This window comes from Peribacillus sp. FSL H8-0477, from assembly GCF_038002765.1.
Classification (GTDB): Bacteria; Bacillota; Bacilli; order Bacillales; family DSM-1321; genus Peribacillus.
In genome coordinates, this window is sequence record NZ_JBBODE010000002.1 from 1,236,685 (window position 1) to 1,263,293 (window position 26,609).

At 38.5% G+C, this 26,609-nt stretch carries 24 protein-coding genes; 20 read left to right on the forward strand and 4 right to left on the reverse strand.

The features are described 5' to 3' along the window. Positions 1–122 precede the first annotated feature (122 nt). The 3 genes from MHI18_RS17735 (at position 123) to MHI18_RS17745 (ending at position 3,645) form a co-directional block, all read left to right on the forward strand. Complete coding sequence (locus MHI18_RS17735; protein WP_340849284.1) at positions 123–1,316, forward strand: MFS transporter; 1,194 nt, start codon at positions 123–125, stop codon at positions 1,314–1,316. Positions 1,317–1,606: 290 nt separating this feature from the next. Then, positions 1,607–2,356, forward strand: a complete 750-nt coding sequence (gene sigI, locus MHI18_RS17740) for an RNA polymerase sigma factor SigI (RefSeq protein ID WP_340849286.1) — start codon at positions 1,607–1,609, stop codon at positions 2,354–2,356. Then, on the forward strand, positions 2,353–3,645 hold the full coding sequence (locus MHI18_RS17745) for an anti-sigma factor domain-containing protein (RefSeq protein WP_340849287.1): 1,293 nt from the start codon (positions 2,353–2,355) through the stop codon (positions 3,643–3,645). Before sigI ends, MHI18_RS17745 begins: the two co-directional genes overlap by 4 nt. Positions 3,646–3,749: 104 nt before the next feature. On the opposite strand, the gene MHI18_RS17750 is transcribed toward MHI18_RS17745, so the two are convergent. After that, positions 3,750–3,941, reverse strand: coding sequence for an alpha/beta-type small acid-soluble spore protein (locus tag MHI18_RS17750; RefSeq protein ID WP_040374223.1), 192 nt, complete (start codon positions 3,939–3,941; stop codon positions 3,750–3,752). 266 nt (positions 3,942–4,207) lie between these two features. Between MHI18_RS17750 and MHI18_RS17755 the strand changes: the two genes are divergently transcribed. The 10 genes from MHI18_RS17755 (at position 4,208) to MHI18_RS17800 (ending at position 13,307) form a co-directional block, all read left to right on the forward strand. After that, positions 4,208–5,563 (forward strand): TrkH family potassium uptake protein, encoded by a 1,356-nt coding sequence (locus tag MHI18_RS17755; RefSeq protein ID WP_340849289.1) that lies wholly within the window; start codon positions 4,208–4,210, stop codon positions 5,561–5,563. A gap of 187 nt (positions 5,564–5,750) precedes the next feature. After that, on the forward strand, positions 5,751–6,980 hold the full coding sequence (locus MHI18_RS17760) for an acyl-CoA dehydrogenase (RefSeq protein ID WP_340849291.1): 1,230 nt from the start codon (positions 5,751–5,753) through the stop codon (positions 6,978–6,980). A 20-nt stretch (positions 6,981–7,000) separates the two neighbouring features. Continuing rightward, complete coding sequence (locus MHI18_RS17765; RefSeq protein WP_340849293.1) at positions 7,001–7,774, forward strand: SDR family oxidoreductase; 774 nt, start codon at positions 7,001–7,003, stop codon at positions 7,772–7,774. A gap of 55 nt (positions 7,775–7,829) precedes the next feature. After that, on the forward strand, positions 7,830–9,437 hold the full coding sequence (locus MHI18_RS17770) for a long-chain-fatty-acid--CoA ligase (RefSeq protein WP_340849295.1): 1,608 nt from the start codon (positions 7,830–7,832) through the stop codon (positions 9,435–9,437). A 153-nt stretch (positions 9,438–9,590) separates the two neighbouring features. Continuing rightward, a complete protein-coding gene (locus tag MHI18_RS17775) occupies positions 9,591–9,995 on the forward strand; it encodes an acyl-CoA thioesterase (RefSeq protein ID WP_340849297.1) in 405 nt (134 codons plus the stop codon). A 21-nt stretch (positions 9,996–10,016) separates the two neighbouring features. Continuing rightward, a complete protein-coding gene (locus MHI18_RS17780) occupies positions 10,017–11,087 on the forward strand; it encodes a phosphotransferase family protein (RefSeq protein ID WP_340849299.1) in 1,071 nt (356 codons plus the stop codon). Between the two features lies 1 nt (position 11,088). Next, on the forward strand, positions 11,089–11,850 hold the full coding sequence (locus MHI18_RS17785; protein WP_340849301.1) for a 2-phosphosulfolactate phosphatase: 762 nt from the start codon (positions 11,089–11,091) through the stop codon (positions 11,848–11,850). Positions 11,851–11,898: 48 nt separating this feature from the next. Continuing rightward, positions 11,899–12,879 carry a quinone oxidoreductase family protein gene (locus tag MHI18_RS17790; RefSeq protein WP_340849303.1) on the forward strand — a complete coding sequence of 327 codons (981 nt, stop codon included), beginning with the start codon at positions 11,899–11,901 and terminating at the stop codon, positions 12,877–12,879. Positions 12,880–13,008: 129 nt separating this feature from the next. Beyond that, positions 13,009–13,164, forward strand: coding sequence for a hypothetical protein (locus MHI18_RS17795; protein WP_340849304.1), 156 nt, complete (start codon positions 13,009–13,011; stop codon positions 13,162–13,164). After that, entirely contained in the window at positions 13,161–13,307 is a 147-nt protein-coding gene (locus tag MHI18_RS17800) for a hypothetical protein (protein WP_340849308.1), read from the forward strand. Before MHI18_RS17795 ends, MHI18_RS17800 begins: the two co-directional genes overlap by 4 nt. A 34-nt stretch (positions 13,308–13,341) precedes the next feature. Here MHI18_RS17800 and MHI18_RS17805 read toward each other — a convergent pair whose 3' ends face one another. Continuing rightward, the gene (locus MHI18_RS17805) at positions 13,342–15,084 is read right to left on the reverse strand and encodes a B12-binding domain-containing radical SAM protein (protein ID WP_340849310.1); all 1,743 of its coding nucleotides are present in this window, start codon (positions 15,082–15,084) and stop codon (positions 13,342–13,344) included. A gap of 176 nt (positions 15,085–15,260) precedes the next feature. On the opposite strand from MHI18_RS17805, the gene MHI18_RS17810 reads away from it, so the two are divergent. The 4 genes from MHI18_RS17810 to MHI18_RS17825 all read left to right on the forward strand — a co-directional run bounded on the left by MHI18_RS17810 (position 15,261) and on the right by MHI18_RS17825 (position 18,995). After that, entirely contained in the window at positions 15,261–15,971 is a 711-nt protein-coding gene (locus MHI18_RS17810) for a FadR/GntR family transcriptional regulator (protein ID WP_340849312.1), read from the forward strand. Between the two features lie 154 nt (positions 15,972–16,125). Further along, a complete protein-coding gene (locus tag MHI18_RS17815) occupies positions 16,126–16,842 on the forward strand; it encodes a (Fe-S)-binding protein (protein ID WP_340849313.1) in 717 nt (238 codons plus the stop codon). A gap of 27 nt (positions 16,843–16,869) precedes the next feature. After that, a complete protein-coding gene (locus MHI18_RS17820; protein WP_340849316.1) occupies positions 16,870–18,300 on the forward strand; it encodes a LutB/LldF family L-lactate oxidation iron-sulfur protein in 1,431 nt (476 codons plus the stop codon). After that, complete coding sequence (locus MHI18_RS17825) at positions 18,297–18,995, forward strand: LutC/YkgG family protein (RefSeq protein WP_340849318.1); 699 nt, start codon at positions 18,297–18,299, stop codon at positions 18,993–18,995. The genes MHI18_RS17820 and MHI18_RS17825 overlap by 4 nt, the downstream gene beginning before the upstream one ends. A 44-nt stretch (positions 18,996–19,039) precedes the next feature. Here the strand turns inward: MHI18_RS17825 and MHI18_RS17830 are convergent, their stop codons facing one another. Continuing rightward, a complete protein-coding gene (locus MHI18_RS17830) occupies positions 19,040–20,092 on the reverse strand; it encodes an acyltransferase family protein (RefSeq protein ID WP_340849320.1) in 1,053 nt (350 codons plus the stop codon). 257 nt (positions 20,093–20,349) lie between these two features. Between MHI18_RS17830 and MHI18_RS17835 the strand changes: the two genes are divergently transcribed. Beyond that, entirely contained in the window at positions 20,350–22,524 is a 2,175-nt protein-coding gene (locus MHI18_RS17835; protein WP_340849322.1) for a PAS domain S-box protein, read from the forward strand. Between the two features lie 36 nt (positions 22,525–22,560). Here the strand turns inward: MHI18_RS17835 and MHI18_RS17840 are convergent, their stop codons facing one another. Beyond that, the gene (locus tag MHI18_RS17840) at positions 22,561–23,775 is read right to left on the reverse strand and encodes an MFS transporter (protein WP_340849323.1); all 1,215 of its coding nucleotides are present in this window, start codon (positions 23,773–23,775) and stop codon (positions 22,561–22,563) included. A 154-nt stretch (positions 23,776–23,929) separates the two neighbouring features. Here MHI18_RS17840 and MHI18_RS17845 point away from each other — a divergent pair, with 154 nt between their 5' ends. Next, positions 23,930–24,376, forward strand: a complete 447-nt coding sequence (locus tag MHI18_RS17845) for a MarR family winged helix-turn-helix transcriptional regulator (protein WP_340849325.1) — start codon at positions 23,930–23,932, stop codon at positions 24,374–24,376. A 436-nt stretch (positions 24,377–24,812) separates the two neighbouring features. Next, positions 24,813–26,507, forward strand: a complete 1,695-nt coding sequence (locus MHI18_RS17850; RefSeq protein ID WP_340849327.1) for a M3 family oligoendopeptidase — start codon at positions 24,813–24,815, stop codon at positions 26,505–26,507. Positions 26,508–26,609 lie beyond the last annotated feature (102 nt).

Genomic DNA, 26,609 nt, shown 5'->3' on the forward strand with positions numbered 1-26,609 from the left:
CCAGCTTTTTTTGAATTACATTAGTTAAATATTCAAAAAATTGACTGGACAATGGACTTGAATCCGATTAATATATTTAGGGATGCGAAATATATGATGTGACGAGGGTGAAAAAATTACTTATGTTAAAAAATAAAAATGTTTGGATATTAATTAGTGGTGAATTTATTGCTGGTTTAGGAATGTGGCTTGGCGTCATTGGAAATCTTGAATTTTTGCAAGCATTAGTACCGTCAGACTTATATAAATCTTTAATTCTATTGGCAGGCATGTTTGCAGGTTTATTGGTTGGGCCGATGGCTGGACGGATTATTGATGTAACATCGAAGAAAAAGATTTTACTTTATGCAGGAGCAGCACGTATCTTATCTACAGGGTTTATGTTTTTAGCCCTGCTGCAGGAGAACATCTGGTGGATGGTAGCCTATATGGTTGGGATTGGCTTAGCAGCTGCTTTTTATTTTCCAGCTTTGCAAGCATGCATCCCTATGATTGCAAAAGATGGAGATCTTTTGACATTGAATGGAATTCACATGAATGCAGGAACAATAGCAAGAATACTTGGAACGGTATTAGCGGGTATCCTTTTGGTTTATATTTCTCTGTATAGTCTGTATAGTTTAGCAATTTTATCTTATATAATTATTTTTTTCTGTACACTTTCACTTAATTTTGAAGAAAAAATAACTCCCCAAAGTAAGGGTGCTAGTAAAGGGAGCTTTAAGGAATTAATGCCTTTGTTGAAGACACTACCTCAAGTTGTAATGGGACTCTTTTTATTCTTAATTCCTACTCTCTTTCTGGGTAGCTTTAACTTAATGGTGCTTAAAATAAGTGAATTACAAAATGATCCGCAAATTAAAAGCTGGCTGTATACTGCAGAAGGGATCGCATTTATGCTAGGCGCTTTTCTTGTTAAACGTTTTTTTGATGGTAAAGACCCTGTGAAAATTATGATGACTTTCTCAATTGTGATAGCATTTACGCACCTTTCTTTATATTTTGCAGATTTACGAATTCCTGCCATTATTTCTTTTGCAGTCTTTGGCTTTTCAGCAGGTGCTTTTTTTCCGGTCGCAGCAACGATGTTTCAAACCACTGTACCGAGAGAATTCCACGGACGATTTTTCTCTTTTCGCGGCATGTTAGACAGAATATCTTTTCAGGTCGTTCTGGTCTGTTCAGGGTTCTTTTTAGATACAATTGGCTTTAAGAACATGGTTTTATGTTTTGGCATTGTTTCCATTATTCTCGTAGCCTACTTTGCTGCGAAGCAATACAAAGGAACTAGTCAAAAATCAAAACTATCACTCTAAATCGATTTTGCTTTCCTTTATGAGGAAAGCTTTTGTTTTGTGTAAAAAGTACTTTTGAGATGTGATGGATGTCTATAAGTTAACCATAAACATACACCCCCGCAAGAAACTAGATTGTTTCGTATCTTCTAATAAAGAACGGTATTTTGTGTAAAAACAGAATAAAATCGACATTTTTCTGTAGGTTTCAACAAAATATGTAGAAAATAGGACTTTTGGAACTGTCTTTTAGTCCACCTCTTCTAAAGAATAAGGTTGTTAAAGCTTTATTTTATTAGGAATGGAACGAGGTGAACCAGATGCTGAGTGTCTTATTTGCAGCATATAAAAAAAGACGTTCTTTAGAAGAAAAAGTACTAAAAATTCAGAAGGGTGACAATATCCTTCGAAATGAATTAATCCAATCTTTTCAGCCTTTTGTTGCGAAGACAGTGTCTTCGGTTTGCAAACGTTATATAAATGATTCAGATGATGAGTTCAGTATTGGCTTAATTGCCTTTAATGAAGCGATAAATAAATATTGTCCTAAAAAGGGCAGTTCACTGTTGGCTTTTGCGGAAGTTATGATTAAGCGCCGAGTGATTGATTATATACGGACCCAATCAAAAGGACCTGATGTATTTTTAGAAGGAGCCGCTTCAGAGGAGGAAAGGGGAATTCCTGAATTCGGAGATGAAAAATCCATCGAGGAATATGAACAGCAGTTAGAATCAGAGAAAAGACGTGAAGAAATCAAGGCATATACATATCGCCTTCAAGAGTTTGGAATTACTTTTTCAGAACTAGCCAAAGCCTCTCCAAAGCATACTGATGCACGAATGACGGCCATCCATATCGCGAAGCTTTTGGTCCAAAATGAGAATTTGAATAATTTACTACTAACAAAAAAGCGGCTGCCGGTCAAACAATTGGAAGAGTTGGTTACTGTCAGCAGGAAAACAATCGAACGAAATAGAAAATATATTATCGCTGTTGCAATTATATTAAACGGAGAGTATTTATTTCTAAATGACTACGTAAAAGAGGGGATGGCGGAATGAAGAAGGGTGTCATTCTATCTGTGGATAAGCATTTTTTAACGTTGTTAACTCCTGAAGGTGAATTCCATCGCTCTAAGAAGGAAAAGGAATTATATGAAATTGGTAAGGAAATATACTTTTCTCCTTACGAAATTAAGAGGTCAAAGCCCTCAATGCGTTTCTATACAAGATCTGCTCTTGTTTCGGCAATTGTTAGTATCCTGCTGATCCTTTCATTTCTGCCAAGTTATTTTAATGAAAAGGTATTTGCATATGTGACCATCGACATCAATCCGAGTATAGAATTAAGTCTTAATGAAAATCTAAGAGTAGTGGACTTATACGGAATTAATAAAGAAGGCCTCATCGTGATAGAAAAGATAAAGGATTGGAAAGATACTGATGTTACGCTTATGACTAATAAGATTGTTAAAGCAACAAAGGATTCTGGTTATACGAAGAACAAGCAACAGATTCTTGTGACAACTACATTACTTGAAGATAATGAAGTACTAACACAGAAACTCGATAAAAAAATTGAAAGTATTTCCCAGCAGAAGATCGTACCAGAAGCTGACGTTAAAGTAATGAAAGCAACAGTTAAAGAACGCTCTAAAGCAAAAGAGCAAGGAATATCAACGGGTACGTATATTGAAAACAAGAGAAAGAAAGAGCAGAAAAAAGAACTAGATTCTGAAGAATCTACGCCCAGCAGTCTAAAAAAGACTCCAAGGCTAAGCGAAAACCGTGCCGCTGTCGAGAGAAAAAGTTTTAAACCAAGTACTGAAACTCCAACTAAACGAGAGAGTGTAAAAGTAGTCCCAAGTTCTAAAAGTCCATCTAAAACAAAGAGTGCAGATTTAGTCCCAAGTTCTGAGAGTTCAAGTAAAACAAATAAGGAAAAATCTAAGAATCCTGTTGTGAAGACAAAGAATACTAAGGTAGTGAAAGTCAAAAAGGTTGATTCTACTGCGAAACAGAAAGGTAAGCCTGAAACAAAGAAACAAAAAGCTGTGATTCAACAGAAAAATAAGAATCAGCAGCCAAAGGCAAACCAAAGCCAACAAATAAATAACCAAAAGACGAAAGAAAATACACGGTCCAGCCAATCAAATCAAAAGAAAAAAGAAACACCTGAAATGTTTATAAATGTAAAAAAAGAGCATCAACCTGACAAGAAAGAAGAGCAAAGAAACAAACCAATTCATCCTAAGAAACAGAGTGACTATGCCCCTGATAAACGGATGAAAGGGGAACATAATCAAAATGAAAGAGGAAATGAAAAACGAGAATATCGAACGCCGCATTAACATTTCTAATGAAAATAAAGCCAGGGCCATAGGGCAGCCTGGCCAAACTTAAAGTCCTATAAAGGACTTATGATTCGTATTTTATCCAATTTGATATGAAATTTTTATTTTCCTTTGAGTTGTTGTTGTGCTTGTTGGACAAGGCGTTTTGTAATTTCACCACCCACTGATCCATTAGACCGTGCGACTGTATCAGATCCAAGTTGAACACCAAATTCTTGAGCAATCTCGTATTTTATGGAATCAAGAGCTTGTTCAATTCCTGGGACTAAAAGTTTGTTACGGCTGTTAGCCATGTTGATCTCTCCCTGCTTATTTTTGTTACAGTAGTTAGCTACTGTCTTTTTATTATGGGAAGAATATAGTTTTTTAACCTGTGTTTGAATTGATTTTCAATGGAAACACATCCTTATTAAAGCAAACCTTAATCATTACTTGATTCAATCCATTCTTCTTTTAAAAGAACATTAGACAAATCTGGATAGGAACAGTAAAATGTAAGTGATTTGCTGCTAGGAAAAAATGAATAGATCAAACCTTAGCAGATGGAAAGGAACATCCTATGTGGGTTAAATTTAAAAAAAGATTGGCTAAACTGAGCCCGGTCCAAATCATTACTGGTTATTATTTTGCAGCAGTAAGTATTTCTACCATCTTGTTAAGTCTGCCGGTTGCCACCAAGTCTGGGGTTCAATGGACCTTTATAGATGCACTCTTCACGGCTGTCAGTGCGGTCAGTGTAACGGGTTTAAGTGTTGTGAATACAGTTGATACATTTAGTGTTACTGGAATATTTTTCCTTATGTTTATTCTTCAGTTTGGCGGGATTGGAATCATGTCTTTAGGGACATTTTTTTGGCTCCTATTACGCAAAAAGATTGGATTAAAGGAACGTCAATTAATCATGACGGATCAGAACCAAACACAACTTTCCGGTTCAGTAAAGTTGTTGATCGAATTAATTAAAATATTTCTAATCATTGAGTTTATCGGTGCAATTGTTTTGGGTATTCATTTTCTTAGTTATTATGTTGATTGGCGGGAAGCATTTCTTCACGGATTGTTCTTATCCATCAGTTCGACAACGAATGCTGGGTTCGATATTACTGGGTTATCCATGATACCCTATCATGGAGACTATTTTATTCAGTTTGTCTCTATCCTACTTCTAACATTAGGAGCAATAGGTTTCCCGGTCTTAATTGAAATAAAGGATTTTCTTTCAAGCCGTGATCGAACCTATAAGTTCAGATTTTCTTTGTTTACAAAAATCACATCAGTGACTTTTTTGTCCCTTGTTGTTGCTGGTACAGTACTCATTATATTACTTGAATTTAAAGGGTTTTTTGTTGGTAAAAGCTGGCATGAAACTTTCTTCTATTCGTTATTTATGTCCTCCAATACAAGGAGTGGTGGGCTGGCCACAATGGATGTGAGTGAATTTTCAGAAGCAACACTGCTTGTTATGAGTGGGATGATGTTTATTGGGGCTTCTCCGAGCTCTGTTGGCGGCGGAATTCGTACCACAACTTTCGCTGTAATGGTTTTATTTCTTTGGAATTATGCTCGTGGAAGAAAAACCATCAAAGTATTCAATCGTGAAATATATGAAGATGATATACATAAGGCAACGGCTGTTATGATGGGGGGGATCGTCCTTTGTACGGTTTCTACTTTTATCCTCTCTATTACAGAACAATTATCTTTAACAGACATCTTATTTGAGGTGTGTTCTGCCTTTGGATCCGTCGGATTATCAACGGGTGTTACGCCTGATCTAAGTAATATTGGGAAATTTGTTATTATGGTTTTGATGTTTATCGGACGGGTAGGGATTACCTCTTTTCTCTTAATATTAGGAAGACGGGAGAAAACAGATAATTACCATTATCCAAAAGAAAAAATCATTGTTGGATAGTAAAGGTCTAAAGAAAAAGATTGCTTTTCTCCAGTCCAAGTTTGGATGGGGAAAAGCAATCTTTTTTTATAAAGCATACCCAGAAAAAGAGTCAATTTAAATAATTCCTTTAAAATAAAGGAAACGCTTACATTAAGAGAGAATTATAATCTAACTAGTCTGTTAGTAATAGAAGGGGGAGAAATTGTTGGATTTTTTATATTCAGAGAAAACGCTTAAATTACGGGAAAAACTCGAACAGTTTATGAATGAGCATGTTTATCCAAATGAAAAAACGTATCTTGATCAGTTAAATCAAGGAGATTCTCGTTGGAATAGTATTCCGCCTATTATGAGTGAATTGACAGAAAGAGCGAAAAAAGCCGGATTATGGAACCTGTTTTTACCAGAAAGTGAGTACGGAGCAGGACTTACTAACCTTGAATATGCTCCACTATGTGAACTTATGGGTCGGTCCATGATTGGACCTGAGGTCTTTAATTGCAGTGCACCTGATACAGGGAATATGGAGGTTCTTGTTCGGTATGGGAGTGATAGGCAGAAGCTTCAATGGCTTCAACCGCTATTAAATGGGGAAATACGATCTTGTTTTTCAATGACTGAACCAGATATTGCTTCCTCAGATGCTGCGAATATTGAAGCACGCATTGAGAAAGAGGGCGATGAGTATGTAATAAACGGACGTAAGTGGTGGTCGTCTGGTGCTGGTGATCCGCGTTGCAAAATTGCGATCGTGATGGGTAAAAGTGATCCCAATGCTAGCCGTTATGAACAGCAATCCATGATTCTTGTTCCTTTGGATACACCTGGTGTGACAATTGAAAGGCTTCTCCCTGTTTTCGGTTATGATCATGCACCACATGGACACGCTGAAATATCTTTTGAAAATGTGAGAGTTCCAGCAGAAAATATTATTTGGGGAGAAGGAAAAGGTTTTGCTATCGCACAAGGCAGATTGGGACCTGGACGAATTCATCATTGCATGAGGTTAATAGGTGCTGCAGAACAAGCTCTAGAAACTTTATGTAAGCGGATACAAAAAAGAGAGGCCTTTGGAAAACCTTTGGCTAAGCAAGGTGTGATTCTTGAATGGGTGGCGGATTCTCGAATTGAAATTGAACAAGCAAGACTGTTAACCCTCAAAGCAGCTTATATGATGGATACAGTAGGTAATAAAGAAGCAAAAGCAGAAATTGCTATGATTAAAGTCGTTGCTCCATCGATGGCCCTACGGGTGATTGATCGAGCTATTCAAGCACTAGGAGGTGCAGGTGTATCAGCGGACTTCCCGCTTGCTGCTCAATGGGCAAATGCGCGAACACTGCGCCTCGCAGATGGACCAGATGAAGTGCATCGTGCACAAGTGGCTAAACTTGAGCTTAAAAAATATGATTCGTATAAGAAAGTTGAGGCCTAAGAATAAAGGGGTGATTGAAGATGAAAAGTCTCGAGTTATTTAATTTGACAGGTAAGACAGCCATTGTAACGGGGGGAGGCAGAGGTTTAGGGGAACAAATAGCGATGGGGTTGGCTGAAGCTGGAGCAAATATTGTCCTTTGCTCCCGCAAAAAGTCCGCTTGTGATGAAGTTGCCATAAAAATTGAAGAGCTTGGTGTAAAAGCATTGTCACTAACATGTGATGTGACTAAACAAGAAGATATCCAGCAAGTCATTGAAGAAACCAAAAGAGTTTTTGGTTCAATCGATATCTTAGTTAATAACAGTGGTGCCTCATGGGGAGCTCCAGTTGTTGATATGCCCCTAGAAGCTTGGCAGAAGGTACTGAATACGAATGTAACGGGAACGTTCTTAATGTCTCAGGCTGCAGGAAGAGTCATGATTGAACAGGGCGGAGGGAAAATCATCAATATCGCTTCTACTGCAGGTTTAGGCGGATCCCATCCAGATATCTTGGATGCGATTGGCTATAACACATCCAAAGGAGCAATTATTACGTTTACAAAAGACCTGGCTGTAAAATGGGGTCAATATAACATTAATGTTAACGCGATTGCACCTGGATTTTTCCCAACAAAAATGTCTAGGGTCATCATTGAACAAGAAAAAGATACGCTGCTTCGTTCTACTCCATTAAAAAGATTTGGAGGAGATGATGATTTAAAAGGCGCCGCATTATTTTTAGCATCCAATGCATCCAATTATATTACCGGAGATTGTCTTATTGTGGATGGGGGCAGTCACGCGGGATGATACTCATTACATTCTCACCTTTTAAAAAATAGAAATGGTGGAGGTATCAGTAGCAATGAATGAAAAAGTATGGTTATCAAAGTATACGGATTCTATTGAAAAGGAAATAAACATCCCTGACATCAGCTTACCTCAAATTCTCCTAGATCGAGCTCAGAAATATCCTCAAAATGCTGCAATCACTTTTTATGGCCGGAAAATTACCTATAAGGAATTATACACGGCTTCCATTGCGTTTGCCGCTTCCTTACAGCGTAAGGGCATTCAAAAAGGAGATAGAGTTGCTATTATGCTTCCGAATTGTCCACAGTATGTCATGGCTTATTATGGTGCTTTGGCAGCAGGGGCAATTATTACACAAATTAATCCGATGTCCGTTGAACGTGAGCTTGAATACATGTTAGAGGATTCAGGTGCCGAAACAATCGTTGTTTTGGACGGATTTTACCCTCTGGTTAAGAAGGTACAGCCTAATGTAAGTTTGAAAAATATAATTGTCGTAAGTCTCCAGCCTTCAGATCGTGATAGTAGTCCAGATCATTCTTTTGACGAATTTCTGAAACTTGGTCTTGGAAATTTCACACCTGTTGAACTAGATACGGAGCACGATATTGCTGTTTTGCAATACACAGGCGGGACAACAGGCCGCTCAAAGGGTGCTATGCTAACACATCGTAATATCTTTGCGAATGTTTTACAGACTTATGAGTTTTTCAAAGAGAGTACCGGAATTGGGAACGAACGATTTCTAACCATTATCCCTCTTTTTCATGTCTTTGGGATGAGCTCTGCTATGAACTATTCTATCTATACAGCCAATGATTCCATTATGCTGCCGCGTTTTGATTTAGAAGAGGTATTGAATACCATTAAGAAGGAGCAGCCAACGATCTTCCCAGGTGTTCCTACCATGTATGTAGCAATCAACAGTCATCCACGCGCTGAGGAGTATGGAATAAATTCAATTAGAGTCTGCAATAGTGGAAGTGCGCCAATGCCGATTGAGCTGCTTCGTGAGTTTGAGAAGAAGACAGGTTCAAAAATTTATGAAGGATACGGACTGACTGAAGCTTCTCCAGCTACACATTGTAACCCTATGTTCGCGGAAAGAAAGCCTGGAAGTGTAGGAATTGGATTTCCATCTACGGATTATAAAGTGGTTGATTTGGCCACGGGTACAGAGGAAGTCCCTGTTGGTGAACTAGGAGAATTAATTATTAAAGGACCGCAGATTATGAAAGGATACTGGAATATGCCTCAAGAAACTGCCGTGAGCTTGAAAGATGGATGGCTGTACACAGGTGACATCACTCGTGTTGACGAAGAAGGGTACTTATATATCGTCGATCGGAAAAAAGATCTCATTATTGCGAGCGGTTACAATATTTATCCGAGAGATGTAGAAGAAGTTTTATATGAACATCCTGCTGTACAAGAAGCGGTAGTCATTGGAGTTCCCGATAAGTACCGGGGAGAAAATGTGAAGGCGATTCTCGTTTTGAAATCCGGCCAATCGGTTGATGAAGTAGAACTAATCGAATTTTGCCGGCAAAACCTTGCTGCCTATAAAGTACCAAATTCTATAGAGTTCCGTTCGGAGCTTCCAAAAACGAATGTAGGAAAAATACTTCGAAGGGCTCTGCGTGAGGAAGTTATAAAGTAGTATAGACGAACTGTGCATCTAGGAGAGATTCTCCTGGATGCTTCTTAATCTCTCCATTTTCAGCTAATGGTTTCATGCCGAAGAGACTTCTTCAAATCGAGAGAGTGTCACCTATTTCTAATGGGGGTTCTGGGATAAAAGGAGGATAGCGATATGAATGAAATTCAGGTAAGTGTACGATTTAGTGAAACTGATGCGCTTGGACATGTGAACAATACTAGTTACTTTATCTATTTAGAGGAAGCTAGGATTAAGTTCTTTGAAACGGTTCGTGCAGGACTAGATGAAGCCGATTGCTCCTTTATTCTTGCATCAATAAAATGCGATTTTATTAACCAGGCATATTTTAATCAATTATTGACGGTAAAAACATGTGTGAACAGAATAGGGACAAAAAGTTTTGATTTGGAACAAGATATCGTCTGTTCGCAAACAAATCAGCTGATAGGCAGGAGTCAGTCCGTATTGGTGAATTTTGATTTCAAGAAACAAAAAAGCATCGTTCTATCCGATTCTTTAAGAGAAAAGCTGGATAAAAAAATCGTAATTAAGAATTGATTGTACAGGAGGAGAAAATGTATGCAGCATCCGCTTACGAGTGATACAGCAGCTGTTCGTTTGGGAGAAGAGCTGCCGTATAAAGAGTTAGAATTGTTTTTAAGAAGCAAGCTTGAACATCTGCCTGCCGATATACTCGAAGTTCAGCAGTTTCCAGCGGGCCATTCGAATTTGACGTACCAGTTGAAAATGGGTAAATGGGAAGCTGTGTTAAGAAGACCGCCGCATGGTCCAGTTGCACCAAAGGCACACGATATGCAAAGAGAATATAAAATTATATCGAGTCTTCAACCCCTTTTTTCACCTGCGCCTAAACCCATTCTTTTTTCTAATGATCAATCAATTATCGGGAGTCCCTTTTTCTTAATGGAAAGAAAAAGAGGCTTGGTAATAGACGGAACATTTCCCAAGGGTATAGAGCCAACCGCTGAAATGAATAGGCGGATTTCAGAAATTATGGTATCCAAATTAGTTGAACTACACGCTATTCCCTTTCAACAAACTTCTTTGCTTGAAATTACTAAGCCTGAGGGATTTATGGAACGCCAGGTGCACGGCTGGATTAGACGCTATGAACGGGTGAAAACGGATGAAAATCCCGCTGTTGTTCCACTTGCAAAGTGGCTGACAGCTAACATTCCTAAACGGCATGAATTTGCGGTCATTCATTATGATTATAAATTGAATAATATGATGTTTAACGAAGATTTCACCAGTATGGAAGGGCTTTTTGATTGGGAAATGGCAACAATTGGCGACCCCCTCGCTGACTTGGGAGTCGCACTGGGTTACTGGATCGGTAAGAGTGATCCAACAATTATTCAAAATGGACCCGGCAGATCGGTTACAATGTTGGATGGTTTTCTTGACCGAAGTGAATTTATCAATCTGTATGCAAGAAAAAGCGGTCGGGACGTCACACATATTAATTTTTACCTAGCCTTTGCTTTCTTTAAGTTGGCTGGAATTTGTCAACAAATTTTTTATCGATATAAATTGGGGCAAACAGATGATCCGCGATTTGCCTCGCTCAATGAATATGTAAATAGTCTGATGATTCATGGGTTATCGATTATTGAAGGTGAGCTTTGATATGGCTGTAAGAAAGGTACATGTGTTAATGAAAAAAGAGGACATTCACGCAGAAAAGATCGCATGTAATAAGGTGGTAGTAGTCCTCGATATCCTTTTAGCTACTACTTCTATTGTCAGCGCACTAGATAATGGAGCTATACAAGTCATCCCCGTCATCGATGCAGAGGAAGGGGTGCGGATATCTCAGCAAATTGCAGCCGACCGTTTTATTTTAGCTGGAGAACTAGATGCAAAACCACTTGAAGGATTTAGGTATCCTAATCCGCTTGAACTCAATAAAGAGGTGAAGGGGAAGACATTAATCCTTTCTACTACGAATGGTACGATAGCACTTAGGAAAAGTAATGCAGCTGGAAAAGTATATATTTCAAGCTTGTTAAATAATTTTTTTGTAGCCCAAACGACTTTGAAAGAAGATCCTGAACAAACCATTGTCATTGTTTGTTCAGGAAATGCGGGTGAAGTAAGCCTTGAAGACTTCTATGGTGCTGGTCACTTTGTCTCTTGTCTGCTTGAACAGACATCTGTTAGCCTGAAACTTTCGGATGCCGCACTTTCCGCACTGTCTTTTTATCGTGGTTGGCAGGGAGACGCAGCTCATGCCTTGCAATCGTCTAAGGTAGGCAGGCTTTTGTATAAACACAGCCGTGAAGTATTGTCCTTTGCAGCTGATAAGGGAAGCGTACATATGGCTCCTATGCTCATCAATGGCGTGATTACAAATACGTCAGGTGTTGAGTTGCGTACAGATCGTTTATAAAAGGGGATCAGTCCTCGGTCTCCAGATTAGGTAAAGGAGGAAAAAGGTATGAAAGCTATTCAATTCAGTAGATACGGTGGTCCAGAAGTATTGGAATATATTGATGTAGAGAAGCCAAAGCCGGCTGATCATGAGGTGCTTATATCGGTTCATACAGCAGGTGTAAATTATGCAGACACAGCCAGACGCCGTGGGCAATATGTTGTTCCCACATCTTTGCCATTTATTCCAGGAGCAGAAGTTGCAGGAATTGTTACGGAAATTGGTGCTAAGGTTACGAGGGTTCAGACCGGTGCGAGAGTAGTCAGCTTAATTGAATCAGGCGGGTATGCGGAATATGCTGTGGCTAATGAAGACACGGTTATAGAATTGCCGAACAGTACTGATTTTTATCAAGCGGCTGCACTGCCTTTACAAGGTTTAAGTGCTTATCATATTCTAAAAACGATGGGACGTATTGAGCCTGAGGAAACGGTATTAATTCATGCCGCTGCTGGAGGTCTTGGCACTATTGCCATCCAGTTAGCTAAACTATTTGGAGCAGGTAAAGTAATTGCAACGGCAAGTTCACCTGAAAAACTTCAACTGGCAGAGAGCATGGGGGCAGACGTACTGATCGACTATACCAAAGCTGATTGGGATAAGAAAGTTATGGAGGCAACAAATGGACGGGGTGTTGATTTAGGGTTGGAAATGGCTGGTGGAGATACCTTTAGACATACACTTAAATGCTTGGCACCGATGGGTAGAGTTGTGGTCTATGGTAATGCCAGTGGTGTGCCATATCAATTTGACCCTACGAAGCTTATGCGTCGAAATCAATCAGTGATTGGCTTTTTTCTGCCGCAGATTATGAAAAATCAAGAACTGTTAACGTCGAGCATGAATGAATTGTACACCTATGCAGCTTCAGGGAAGCTAAAACTGACAATTGGCGATGTGTATTCCTTAGATCAAGCTGCAAAGGTCCATGAGGCATTCCAATTAAGAAAAACACTAGGCAAGCTAATTATAGAAATAAAAAAATAGTGAAGCTGTCTTGTAGTGAGTAATCAGGACTTTAATTTTTGACCGTATAAATTCTCCTCCATTCGCCCCATTCTAATATAGGCGGTGTACCGCTTAAAGCAATAGATCAGTAAAGAAAGGGTGTTCTGAATGAAGAGAAAAGCCAATGTAGACGGTGCAGTTAAAACCAGCAAGACACCAAAGCGTAATCAAGGAGAAAATGAATTCTCTAATGAATTTGCCGCAGATGAAAACCCGATGAAGGGTGCAAATCGGAATTCTAAACATGGACGAGAAGGCAAATGAAGAAGAAGCAGAAAAATAAAGAAGATGACAAAAAGACAGAAATGCTTAGTAAAAGTAGAGAAGACTTTGGTATGGAATTTTCAGGAGATTTAAATGCCGCAAAGATCTATGATTTGCTCAGTTCTGATAAGCCAAAAAAATAAGGAATCCGGCCATACTCTGGCCGGTCCCTTTATCTTATTTATTTATTGAGAAAACGGCTGTTCCAATCCCTGACGGATCAAAATAAGCAAGCATTGTACATTGGCTTCTGTTTAATTCACCAGTATTTAAATACTGTGATAAATTGAAAGGTACTTCTTCTAGCATGGTATGCTTATACATCTCTTTCTCTGTTAAGCCGAGGTTGAGAAAATCTGTTCCAAGCCTGTTGGGATGTTCTAATACAGTAGAATAAACTGCTGAACGCTCCAGCTTATTGTAGGATTGTTCCCACCAAGGTTTTCTAGGTTTATACTTATGCGTTTTGAAATAGTCATATTTCATTAGTCCGAGGACCACATCTAAATCTTCAATTTCTTTATCCTCTAAAAATTGATAGAGCCTCTTGAATAAATCTTCTAATTGGTGACCAATTCTCGACCAGCCTCTCTCTTCCCAATATGTTCCGAATTCTTGGAAGAAATCAAATGGTGACGAAAAGACATTTGTGACGAGATACTCTACAGCAGCATTCATTCGATGATCGTTCCAGTATTTCTCTAACACATCTTCAACCTGTTTTATACGGATAATGTCATCAAATGATAGAACATTATTCGCTAAAATTTCATAGGGTGCGTGATCACTGTATATATACTGATGATCGTTGGCACGAATTCGTAAACCAGTGCCCCGAAGCATTTTTAAAAAGCCTAGCTGTAGTTCTTCAGGACGCATGGCAAACACATCGTTAAAGGTTTTACGGAAAGAATGGTAATCTTCTTCAGGAAGGCCGGCAATTAAATCCAAATGCTGGTCAATTTTTTTCCCTTCTTTAACCATCGTAACCGTACGAGACAGTTTATCAAAATTCTGTCGGCGTTGAACCAGTTCATTTGTTTGATCATTGGTCGACTGAACACCAATCTCAAAACGGAACAATCCTGCAGGTGCATTGTCATTCAAAAATTGGATGACCTCTGGCCGCATGATATCAGCGGTAATCTCAAATTGAAAGACGACGTCTTTGCGGTGCTCATCAATTAAAAACTGAAACATTTCCATGGCATAACTACGACTGATATTGAAGGTCCGGTCAACAAATTTAATGGTTTTTGCTCCATTATCCATTAAGTAACGAATATCTTCCTTAATCTTTTCCCTGTCGAAGTAGCGGACACCTACCTCAATAGACGACAAACAGAATTGACAACTGAATGGGCACCCTCTGCTCGTTTCAATATAGGTGACACGTTTACCTAATTCAGCTCGATCTTCTTCAAAGCGATATGGTGAAGGAATCGATTTCAAATCAAGTTTACCATTCTGTGGATGAACAACGTTTTTCCCATCGCGTCGGTAGGCGATTCCACCAATTTTAGAAAAATCATTCTCTCCATAAATCGCAGCTAAAAGGGACTTAAAGGTAATTTCACCTTCACCAACTACGATGAAATCTACTTCCGGTATCCGCTCGAGCCACTCTGTTACGTCATAGGTAACTTCCGGTCCACCAAGAATGATACAAAGGTCTGGTTGAATTTTTTTTAGAGCTTGGATAACTTTAATGGTTTCTTCGATATTCCAAATGTAACAGCTGAACCCAATAACATCCGGTTTTTTAGAATAGAGGTCACTGACGATGTTTAAAATGGGATCCTTAATAGTATATTCTGCTAGCTGAACAGGGAATTCAGGTTCTGCATAGGCTTTTAAATAGCGAATGGATAAACTAGTGTGGATATATTTAGCATTTAACGTACACATAATGGTTTTCATAAACGTTAAAAAGACTCCTTTCAAACCGTGAAAAACTTTGGATCTAACGGTTTATTTTACCATAGTATTGTCATAAAGAAAGCTAAACTAACTTCCAGATAATCGAAAAAAGTGTGATATTTATCCAATGCTTATATAATAAAAAGATAAATGGATAGAGTGGGGAGAAATTGGAGATGGATTACAAGAAAATTAAATCTAAGAAAATATATGAGCAGGTTGCCGACGCAATTTTTGAAAGTATCAAGAACGGACAGCTTAAACCGGGAGAAAAGATGGATTCAATAGAGCGGTTGGCGGAAAACTTTCAGGTCGGTCGTTCTGCCATACGGGAAGCGCTGAGTGCGCTGCGCTCGATGGGGTTAATTGAATTAAAGCAGGGTGAAGGGACCTATGTTAAGGAATATGATTCTACTATAGCCTTACATACATCGATCTTAATGACGAAACAGGATATCCTGCATTTATTAGAAGTGAGGAAAATTCTTGAAACAGGTGCGGCTGCATCTGCTGCTGCTAAATACGAAATAGGTGATGAAATTCCAATTGAACAGGCTTATCGTGACATGAAAAATGCGAGAGGAAATCAAGCGCTCGGAGAAGAAGCTGATTTATTATTTCATCTGGAAATTGCTAAAGCATCGAAAAATCCACTATTAGTAGATTTAATGCATCAGGTTTCTGGAATGATGATTGAAACAATGAGAGAAACAAGAAGAATTGCCCTGTTTGGCACAGAAACAACTATTAATCAAATTAATGAGGAACATGTAGAAATCATCAAGGCAATTAAAGCTAAGGATTCACACGCTGCAAGGTCAGCCATGATGGAACATTTAGAGAATGTGGAGAAAGTACTGACTCACTTTCTTGATACCCAAAAATAAGTCACTTTATGAGGGTTGGCATATTTTCCAAAATTGTAAAAAATGGTATAGTTTTACTAGATAAAAAATAATCTAAAGAGGATTGAGTGTTTTTTATCTAAGTCATCTGATGACCTGTTGAATTATATGTACAATCAGGATTGGAGGAATGAGAATGAAAGTGACCCTGTTTTCTACATGCCTAGTTGATATGTTTCAGTCCAATGTTGGGAAAGCAACAGTAGAGTTACTTGAACGCTTAGGATGTGTGATCGAGTTTCCAGAATCACAGGTTTGCTGTGGACAGCCAGCGTATAACAGCGGATATGTTAATGAAGCTAAAGAACCTATGAAGCGGATGATCGAAACCTTTAAGGATGCTGAATATATTGTTACTCCTTCAGGGTCATGCGCAGCGATGTTTAAGGAATATCCGCATGTTTTTAAAGGTGATGAAAAGTGGGAGCAAAAGGCGATATCAATCGCTGAACGGACGTATGAACTATCACAATTTATTGTAGATGTATTAAAAATAGAAGATGTTGGAGCAAGACTAGAGGGGACAGCCGCCTATCATACATCCTGTCATATGACTCGTCTTCTCCATGTGACAGACGCTCCGTTTACCTTGCTTAAACATGTGAAGGGGCTTGAAGTGGTTCCATTGCCTGGTGCACATAATTGTTGTGGATTCGGAGGTACGTTTTCAGTGAAAATGGGACAGATTTCCGAACAGATGGTTGATGAGAAGGTGATGAATATCAGTGGTACAAAAGCAGATTATCTCATTGGCGGTGATGCCGGCTGCTTAATCAATATTGGCGGACGTATTGAGCGAAAAGGAATGCCAATCAAGTCTATGCATCTCGCTGAAGTACTGAACAGTCGTTGATAGATAAAAAGAAAAGGAGTGTAGCATATGCCAATGAAAATCGGCTCGGATAATTTTAAAGAACGGGTGGATTCCGGGATTCAAAATGATTTTATGCGGGCAGCCGTATCAGGTGCTCAAGAACGTTTGCATGGGCGGAGATTGGCTGCTGCCGAAGAACTCGGTAACTGGGAGGACTGGCGCTCTCATGGTGAAGAAATCAGACAGCATGTGCTGGAGAACCTTGATTTCTATCTAAATCAGCTAGCTGAAAACGTTGCCAAACTTGGAGGCCACGTATTTTTTGCCGAAACTGCAGATGATGCAAACGCATATATTAAAGAAGTGATTCAAAAAAAGAATGGCAAAAAAGTAGTTAAATCCAAATCCATGGTGACAGAGGAAATTAATTTAAATGCAGCACTTGAAGAAGTTGGCTGTGAGGTACTTGAAACAGATCTTGGTGAATATATTCTTCAAATTGATGATCATGATCCACCTTCCCATATCGTTGCTCCGGCACTTCATAAAAATAAAGAGCAAATTCGCGATGTGTTCAAGGAAAAGCTGGGCTATACGAAAACGGAAAATCCAGATGAGCTGACTGCCCATGTTCGGGAAATTCTTCGAGAAAAGTTTCTGCAAGCTGATATTGGGATAACCGGCTGCAATTTTGCAGTTGCTGAGACGGGATCTATTTCGTTAGTAACAAATGAAGGTAATGCTGATCTTGTCACAAGCCTCCCTAAAACACAGATTACTGTAATGGGAATGGAACGGGTGGTTCCAACTTATGAGGAACTTGAAGTCCTTGTCAGTCTTTTAACAAGGAGCGCCGTAGGCCAAAGACTTACGAGCTATATCACGGTATTGACCGGACCTAAACAAGTTCATGAGGTAGATGGACCAGAAGAGTTTCATTTAGTCATCGTTGATAATGGACGTTCTAAAATTCTTGGTACAGAATTTCAATCCGTTCTACAATGTATTCGTTGTGCTGCTTGTGTGAATGTTTGTCCGGTATACCGGCATGTAGGAGGGCATGCATACGGCTCAATTTATTCAGGACCAATTGGAGCGGTTTTATCACCTCTTCTCGGCGGTTATGAAGATTATAAAGAACTTCCATATGCTTCTACCCTTTGCGCCGCGTGTACGGATGCCTGTCCAGTTAAAATTCCTCTTCATGAACTTCTCTTACGCCACAGGCAGGTAATCGTTGAAAAAGAGGGGAAAGCCCCCATATCAGAAAAGCTGGCAATGAAGGCGTTTGGTTTAGGTGCTGCTTCACCTATGCTCTATAAATTTGGTTCTAAAATTGCGCCATCTGCAATGAGTCCGTTTACAACGGGGACAAGTATTTCTAAAGGACCGGGTCCACTAAAAGCGTGGACGGAAAGCAGAGAATTTCCAGCGCCTAATAAGGAACGATTCCGTGACTGGTTCAAGAGTCGTGATAAGGAAGGGGAAAAATCATGACAGGTATAATACAAAATCGAGATGTGTTTATGAAAAATATAGCCCGTCAATATGGTAGAACTTTTAAAAAAGAAGTGAAACGGCCGGATTGGGCGTATCGACCACAAGATGAGGTAATGAAATCAGCATCCACCGAAGATCTCTTATTCGTTTTAAAGGAACATTGTAAGCGGATTCACACAGACTTTTATCAAACAAGTGTATCCGATCTTCCAACTACACTACGGTATGTGATCAACGAATTTGGCGGAGGACGGATTATCCTCCCAAAAGATAATCGATTTATGGAATATGGACTTTCAGAGTCAATGGCCGATCATCATGTGGATGTATGGGACTATACAAAGGGAAGAGAAAATATCAAGCTTGCTGAAAGAGCCAATATCGGTATTACATTCAGTGAAATAACACTAGCCGAATCAGCTACGGTCATATTATTCAGTGACCTTAATAAGGGAAGGTCGGTTTGTATGCTCCCTAGAACTTATATCTCTATTATTCCAAAAAGCAGTATTGTTCCAAGGATGACTCAAGCAGCACAACTTATTCGGAAAAAAGTTGAAAATGGTGAAATCCTTCCTTCCTGTATAAACTTTATTACAGGACCGAGCAATTCAGCTGATATAGAAATGGACCTCGTTGTCGGTGTACATGGACCTGTTAGAGCAGCTTATATTATAGTTGAAGATAAATAAAGCCAACAAAAAAAACCTCAAAATCTTGAGGTTTTTTTCTGTGATTAATTGTTTGCCAATTTATCAATCTGTTTTTTAACTGTGTGGAACGAGTGACGAATATTCTTGACTAATCCGATGGTGCGACTGACTTTCAATTCAATAATAGGCTGTGCCAGTGAGGCTGTTAAACGGCTAGAGAGAATCATTGTAATAATCAATGATAGGCATCCAAGCAGCAGGAAGCTCTCGACATTTGTGAAGTAGCTTTGCATCTCACTTTCACGGAATGTACGAACAAGAAAACCGTGTAATAAGTAAACATAAAGTGTCTGTGTTCCCCAATTAGTAAAGAAGTGTTTTTCTTTAGGGATAAATGAAAGGAAACAAAAAGTCATTAAGACACTTAACCCATAAAATCCGAGTCGTTTGAACATAGAGATTAAACTTGCTTGTTCAAGCTCCGAATAGGGTTTAGAACCAAGGAGCCATTTGTAGTTAATATCAGGCATTAAATAAAAGAAAGCAAAGACAATGACCATAATCAATAGTGAGGTAACTCGTATCTTAGTAGAAAAAAGTTTTTGTAAAGAATTTTTACTAAGATGGTAGCCGATTAAGAACATTGGAAAGAAAACGAACGTTCTAGATAGACTTAAGTAATTACTTACCCAATCAACATACCCAATCAACAGGGCAATAAGAATCGAAAGTGTAATAGCTAACAAAGGTTTCAGTTTGGCAAAGCCGAGCAGCATGATGTTCCAGCAGAATAAACTAATGAGGAACCATAAAGCCCAATTGGGATCAAATAAATCAAGCTGGAATGTATCTTTTCTATATAAAAAATAATAAAAAACCGTATAGATTACTTGAAAAATGATATAGGGAAGAATTAATTTCTTAGTTATTTTTGCTAAATAACCTTTCTTATAATAGCCTTTTGCAAAAAATCCTGAGACTAGAATAAAGGCAGGCATATGAAAAGTATAGATGGTTTTATAAAGTGCATAAATGAGTTCATTATCATTAATAAAGCTGTTTAATAGATGTCCAAAGACAACAAAGCCCATTAATATAAATTTAGCATTATCGAAATAATAGCTGCGCTTATTCATGATTGCCTCCTTTGTATAGATAGCCGATGAGAAGTCTCTCCTTCATTACCCGATTTAATAGTTAAAAAACCTTTACGCTAAAAAAACCACGTTAGACCTATGTATTTTGCTTTAAACAAATCAACCTAACAAATTATAGCGAAATTAAAATGAAGATTAAACTAAACCTATTTTCCTATTTTTAGCTATTAGGTAGGAATAATATGGTATTTTGTTGAATTATGGAAATGAATTGAGCATTTTAGGGGATGAATAGAATGGTGGGAAAAACTGAAGATTTTCTTCGGATACAGCAGGAAAATCATACGTTATTGAGCCTTATTCAACAATATAAAGCGATTTTTGATCAAGCTTTTGAACCGTTTATTCTTACTGATGGTGAAAATCAAATTTGTTTTGTTAATCAACCAGCATGCAGTCTTTTTCAAGAAACAGAAGAAAATTTATTAGATGCTAAAATAACCGACCTGTTTACTGGAGCGGTAGCTTCTACGCTTTCTGCAGAAGATATTTATCCTTATACAGAAGGTAAGTACCAATGGAAGATACAACTTAGAGATGGTGCGATTAAGTCGATTGAATGCATCGTTCTGACGCTTAATATAGAGGGACATAAGTTATATAAAATAAAAGACATTACATCCGAACATCTGGCAGAACAGGAGAAACAAATGTCGATGAAAATGTTTAAAGATATGTTTCATCAGGCAGTCGACTGTATTGCAATCTATGACAGCAGTGGAATGGTAATGGATGTTAATGATGCTTTTTGTCAAGCTCTTCAATTAGAAAAACGACAAATTGTCGGAAAAAAAATCAACACATTGGTCACTGCTGCGTACATAGAAGAGTGGCATAAAGGAATTCTTCATGTACATCATTCAGGTTCGTATAAGGGCGATGTAGAAATGGTTTCAAAAGGAAAAGTGATAAGTTTTGATTATACAACCAGCTCAAATAACATGAATGGGTTATTTATGTCTATTTTTAGGAATGTTACGGAAAGACGATTAATGGAACAGAAACTTAAGAAAAGTGAACGAATTACTCAAGAATTATTAGAACAATCGATGGATGCCATCCTTTTCTCGGACAAGAACAATATTATTTTCAGGGTAAATGATGCTGCCTGTAAAATTTTCGAAAACAACAAGGAAGATCTAATTGGGGGGAAAATCAGTCATTACATTTATAAAAAAGATGAGAAATACAATCAATTACTAGAGCATTTTGCAAAAGAAGGTTCAGTTCGTGGAGAACTATTTTTTAGAATGCCTAATAAACAGATTAAACTCCTTGAACTAACATCAAAGAAGCATGGAGATGAAGGTTATAATTTGACGATTCTTCGGAATGTGAGTGAACGCTGGCGGATTGAAACGGAGCTCAGAGATAGTGAACGAAAATTCCGCAAGATATTTGAAGGTTCCTTAGATGGGATGATTCTGTGGAAATCATCCGAATTTATCGATATAAATGAAGCCGGTTTAAAAATACTTGAAATGTCAAAGCAGGAGTTGCTTCAAATTTCTATTCATTCACTAGTGGAAAAGAACTCGGTAAATAGAAAGTCAATACAAAATCATTTGGAAATGGTCTTCCGAAATGGGTCAGAAACTTCAGTTATGCCCTTAGTGATGCGAAATGGTAAAACGAAACATTTAGAGATATCAACCAGAGAAAATTTATACTCTGGCTTGCACCTTACCATCATTAGAGATGTTACCGAAAATCTTGTCATGCAGGAACAAATTCGTAAATCAGATACTTTGAGTGTAGTGGGAGAGCTCGCTGCAGGAATTGCACATGAAATAAGAAACCCGATGACTGCAGTAAAAGGATTTATTCAATTACTGCAGACGAGTGTTAAAGAAGATTTTAGTACCTATTTTCATGTAATCACGACTGAACTGAACCGAATCGAGACGATTATTACAGAATTTCTAGTTTTGGCTAAACCACAAGCTGTACATTATTTTAGTCAAAACATTAATAGCATTATGCTAGAAACACTTGAATTGATGGGCGCACAGGCACTGCTAGAAAATATTCAGTTTGAGAGTGATTTTGAGGAAAAGGAATTCCCAGTTTTTTGTGAGGCAAACCAACTTAAACAGGTGTTCATTAATATTTTAAAAAACGCTATTGAAGTGATGCCTTCTGGAGGCATTGTTCGGGTGAAATCAAGAAGGTGGGGGACTAACCAAGTTCAAATTACGATAACAGATGAAGGCCAAGGAATCCCAGAAGAAAAAATTAAAAAGCTAGGCGAACCTTTTTATACCACAAAGGATAGGGGAACGGGTCTGGGGCTTATGGTGAGTTATAAAATTATTGAAGAACATTCAGGTGTGATTAAAGTGGAAAGTGAAATAGGTAAAGGGAGCAGCTTTCATATTCGTCTCCCTCTTTATAAAGAAAAAAATACGTAACATTTTAAAAAAAGGCTGCGGACGCAGCCTTTTTTGTCATTCCTGATGCCATCTTTTCAGCACAGTATCAGAAGGAAGAAGGAGAGTGAAAATACCTAACAAAGGCAGAAATCCAATCCATTTAATAGTTGATGTAATACCTACAAAATCAGCTGCCATACCAAGTACCACGGATCCAACCGCTCCCATGCCAAATGCAAATCCTACCGTCAGCCCAGCCATGGTTCCGACTTTTCCCGGAAAGAGTTCTTGAGCGTATATAACTGTTACGGAAAAGCTAGTCATTATAACGAATCCTGCAAGTAATAAAAGGATGATGATGACTGAAGAAGATACATACGGCAGAATAATGGTAAAGGGAGCACTGCCTGCAAGAGAAAAGAAAATGATGTTTTTTCTGCCAAATCGGTCTGCTAAAGGACCTCCTAAAAAGGTTCCTAAAGCTCCAGCAGCCAAAAATGCAAAAAGATAAAGCTGTGAGGAACGAATAGTAAAATGATAATCGTGAATTAGATAAAACGCGTAGAAGTTAGTCATACAAGATATATACCATGATCGAGCAAAGATCAAAAAGAGGACAATACCTAACGCTTTGTAGATTTTTTGTTCAGGTTTTTTTGTCTGTTGTTTAGTAACCTTTTTTCCTATTGGAAAAGAAGATAGTCGTTCTTTGTACCAATTGGCGATTAAAACTAAAAGAAAGACAGCGAGTAAAGCAACCGGTACAAACCATAGGGCTCCTTTTTGCCCATATGGCAGCAGGATAATCGCCGTTATTAAAGGTGCCAGTGCTTGGCCAGTGTTCCCGCCAACTTGATAGATTGATTGAGCAAGCCCTCGCCTTGTTCCACCCGCCATAAAGGCAACACGTGATCCCGCCGGGTGAAAAATGGCAGAACCAATTCCAATTAACATGACCGAGAACAAAATAACGGTATAGGATGGGGCTAGTCCTAAAAGGAGCATTCCGCATAGTGTACTTCCCATACCAAGAGGCAGGGCATATGAAAGAGGAAATGAATCCGTGTACCAACCAAAAATCGGCTGCATAACTGAAGCTACCATGTTTAAGGAAAAAGCAATCAAGCCAAGCTGGGTATAACTGAGTCCAAGAGATGTTTCAAGAATAGGAAACATGGCAGGCACAACAGCTTGGAGTGAATCATTGAGTAAGTGGCAGATGCCCATAATTATCAGAATTCCATACGAAGTCTTAGAAGGAAGTTGTGCAGCTGTAGTCGATGATTCCATATGCTGCTCCTTTCTGACAAGTGGTGATGGTATTTTCCATTATATATTAAAATAAACAGTAAAAGGGAGAGATAATGGAGTGAATTGACAAGGTAGATTGTTTTTATTATAATTAATTTGAATTCGAGATATTTTAAAAAAGGATGTGAAAACAATGGGAAATGACAGCATCCAGCAGTCTCTAAAATTATTTATCGTCCTTTCCAGAGCCCACAGATCAATGAATGATGTTGTGAATAAATATATTGCAAAACAAGGATTAAATCCGACTGAATTTGCAGTACTAGAGCTTCTGTACCATAAAGGAGAACAGCCACTTCAACAAATTGGGGGTAAAATTCTCCTTGCCAGTGGAAGTATTACGTATGTAGTAGATAAACTTGAGCAAAAAGAATTTCTTGAGCGAATTGCCTGTAAAAATGACAGACGTGTCACCTTTGCCAAAATTACTGAAAAGGGCAAAATCTTTATTGAAAGTATCTTCCCAGACCACGAAAAGAAAATTGATGACATTATGAATGTTTTGACTTCTGAAGAAAAAGAAATGGCTACTGAACTAATCAAAAAGATTGGCTACAATGCCTTAGATCAAGAACAATAATAACCTTCCTATATGGAAGGTTTTTTGTTCTTCACAGGAAGTATTGCTGGGAAATAACTATGCCCTAGGTGGTATTTATTGACTGTAAATAGTGCCCAGACGGGAATACGCTGCCTCTAGACGGGAATATACAAGAACCAGACGGGATTAACGAGGTCTCAGACGGGAATAAGGGCAGTCCAGACGGGATTAACGACATAAATGGGTAAAAAAAAGAGAAATACCCCCTATATAAATAGGAGTCATCTTGATTTCAAAATTAGATTTACAATTAAACACCTAATTTTTCAATGAAGCTCGATTGAACTAATCAATACAGTAATGAAATCCAGCTCAATTATGCTAAACTTTACATCTCTAAGAAGGGATATCACTAGTTTAATAGAATACATAGTATGATGCATTATATGTAAATTAAGAGAGTGGAGTGAATAGAATGAAATTCGAAACATTTGAATACAAACGGCCTGTGTTGGCTGAAGTGAAAGAGTCTTTTACTCAAGCTCTGAATACATTTATGGAAGCAGAGAATGTAAAAATGCAGGGACAAGCGATGAATGAAATAAATACTTTGCGAAATAGTGTGAACAGCATGTTTGCCCTTTGTTCCATTAGACACTCAGTTGATACAACCGATTCTTTTTATAAAACGGAAATGGATTATGTAGATGAAGTAGGTCCGGAGTTAGAAGATCTAGAATCACAGTTTTATCAAGCGTTAGTAAGCTCTCCTTTTCGAAAGGAACTTGAAGCGGAGTACGGCAGTCAATTATTTGCTTTGGCAGATGCACAGCTTAAAACGTTTTCACCGGAAATTATTCCGTTACTTCAGCAAGAAAATCGTCTGACGACACAATACTCACAGCTAATTGCTTCAGCCAAAATAGATTTTGAAGGGGAAGAAAGAACGCTTGCTCAGCTTCAGCCTTTCACAGAGTCTTCTGATCGGAATATTAGAAAAGGCGCGAGCCATGCTTATTTTGGTTTTTTTGAAGAAAATGAAAAGCAGTTGGATGATATCTATGATCAGCTTGTAAAGGTCCGGCACGAGATGGCATTGAAGCTAGGTTATAAAAACTTCGTTGAACTAGGGTATTATCGAATGGCCCGGACTGATTACAATGCTGAGAATGTTGCGAACTATCGTAAACAAATCAAGGAATCGGTTGTTCCGCTGGTTAGTAAGTTGATGAAACGCCAAGCCAATCGTCTGAATCTTGACCATCTTACCTATTATGATGAAACTTTTGAATTTCAAACAGGCAATGCTGTACCTAAGGGAGATGCAGATTGGATTATTGAAAATGGCAGAAAGATGTACCAGGAGCTTTCACCTGAAACAGCTGAATTCTTTGAATTTATGATCGAAAATAACTTGATGGACCTTGTTGCTAAAAAAGGAAAAGAAGGCGGAGGGTATTGTTCGTTTATTGAGGATATGCAAGCACCGTTTATCTTTTCCAATTTCAATGGGACTTCAGGGGATATTGACGTGTTGACCCATGAGGCGGGACATGCATTCCAAGTATATAGCAGCCGTTCGTTCACGGTTCCTGAATACTACTGGCCAACCTTTGAGGCTGCTGAGATTCATTCAATGAGTATGGAGTTTTTAACCTGGCCATGGATGGAGTTATTTTTTAAAGAAGATACAGATAAATATAAGTTCTCACATTTAAGTGGTGCGCTTACCTTTTTACCATATGGAGTGGCTGTAGATGAATATCAGCATTTCGTTTATGAAAATCCTGAAGCCTCACCTGCTGACCGTAAGCAAGCATGGAGAGATATAGAAAAAATCTATCTTCCGAATCGTGATTATGAGGGGCAGGAATTTCTTGAAAACGGCGGATATTGGCAGCGCCAAGGCCATATTTATTCTACACCTTTTTATTATATTGACTATACGCTAGCCCAGCTATGTGCATTCCAATTTTGGAAACGTTCAATTGAGGGAGACGAAACAGCTTGGGAGGATTATATCCGTTTATGTAAGCTTGGAGGCAGTCAGTCTTTCTTGGAGCTTGTTGAATCCGCACATCTTGTATCACCATTTGAAGAAGGAGCTGTTCAATCAGTAACTGCCGTTATTGACAAGTGGTTGTCTTCAATTGATGATGAGAAACTGTAAATAGGATAAGGTTGAAGAGAAGCTGTTTCTTTTTCTGGACAGCTTCTCTTTGTCGTTCAAAAGAGGGAAAGCCTGTCTTAAATATCCTCCCTGTCACATATA

Bases quoted from the DNA above. Each gene is read 5' to 3' on its own strand.
- MHI18_RS17770 (WP_340849295.1), top strand. From the start codon at position 7,830: ATGAATGAAAAAGTATGGTTATCAAAGTATACGGATTCTATTGAAAAG.
- MHI18_RS17795 (WP_340849304.1), top strand. From the start codon at position 13,009: ATGAAGAGAAAAGCCAATGTAGACGGTGCAGTTAAAACCAGCAAGACA.
- MHI18_RS17840 (WP_340849323.1), bottom strand. From the start codon at position 23,775: ATGGAATCATCGACTACAGCTGCACAACTTCCTTCTAAGACTTCGTAT.
- MHI18_RS17785 (WP_340849301.1), top strand. From the start codon at position 11,089: ATGGCTGTAAGAAAGGTACATGTGTTAATGAAAAAAGAGGACATTCAC.
- MHI18_RS17815 (WP_340849313.1), top strand. From the start codon at position 16,126: ATGAAAGTGACCCTGTTTTCTACATGCCTAGTTGATATGTTTCAGTCC.
- MHI18_RS17790 (WP_340849303.1), top strand. From the start codon at position 11,899: ATGAAAGCTATTCAATTCAGTAGATACGGTGGTCCAGAAGTATTGGAA.
- MHI18_RS17800 (WP_340849308.1), top strand. From the start codon at position 13,161: ATGAAGAAGAAGCAGAAAAATAAAGAAGATGACAAAAAGACAGAAATG.
- MHI18_RS17825 (WP_340849318.1), top strand. From the start codon at position 18,297: ATGACAGGTATAATACAAAATCGAGATGTGTTTATGAAAAATATAGCC.
- MHI18_RS17780 (WP_340849299.1), top strand. From the start codon at position 10,017: ATGCAGCATCCGCTTACGAGTGATACAGCAGCTGTTCGTTTGGGAGAA.
- MHI18_RS17835 (WP_340849322.1), top strand. From the start codon at position 20,350: ATGGTGGGAAAAACTGAAGATTTTCTTCGGATACAGCAGGAAAATCAT.
- MHI18_RS17810 (WP_340849312.1), top strand. From the start codon at position 15,261: ATGGATTACAAGAAAATTAAATCTAAGAAAATATATGAGCAGGTTGCC.
- MHI18_RS17765 (WP_340849293.1), top strand. From the start codon at position 7,001: ATGAAAAGTCTCGAGTTATTTAATTTGACAGGTAAGACAGCCATTGTA.
- MHI18_RS17775 (WP_340849297.1), top strand. From the start codon at position 9,591: ATGAATGAAATTCAGGTAAGTGTACGATTTAGTGAAACTGATGCGCTT.
- MHI18_RS17845 (WP_340849325.1), top strand. From the start codon at position 23,930: ATGGGAAATGACAGCATCCAGCAGTCTCTAAAATTATTTATCGTCCTT.
- MHI18_RS17735 (WP_340849284.1), top strand. From the start codon at position 123: ATGTTAAAAAATAAAAATGTTTGGATATTAATTAGTGGTGAATTTATT.
- MHI18_RS17830 (WP_340849320.1), bottom strand. From the start codon at position 20,092: ATGAATAAGCGCAGCTATTATTTCGATAATGCTAAATTTATATTAATG.
- MHI18_RS17745 (WP_340849287.1), top strand. From the start codon at position 2,353: ATGAAGAAGGGTGTCATTCTATCTGTGGATAAGCATTTTTTAACGTTG.
- MHI18_RS17755 (WP_340849289.1), top strand. From the start codon at position 4,208: ATGTGGGTTAAATTTAAAAAAAGATTGGCTAAACTGAGCCCGGTCCAA.
- MHI18_RS17750 (WP_040374223.1), bottom strand. From the start codon at position 3,941: ATGGCTAACAGCCGTAACAAACTTTTAGTCCCAGGAATTGAACAAGCT.
- MHI18_RS17850 (WP_340849327.1), top strand. From the start codon at position 24,813: ATGAAATTCGAAACATTTGAATACAAACGGCCTGTGTTGGCTGAAGTG.
- MHI18_RS17805 (WP_340849310.1), bottom strand. From the start codon at position 15,084: ATGAAAACCATTATGTGTACGTTAAATGCTAAATATATCCACACTAGT.
- MHI18_RS17820 (WP_340849316.1), top strand. From the start codon at position 16,870: ATGCCAATGAAAATCGGCTCGGATAATTTTAAAGAACGGGTGGATTCC.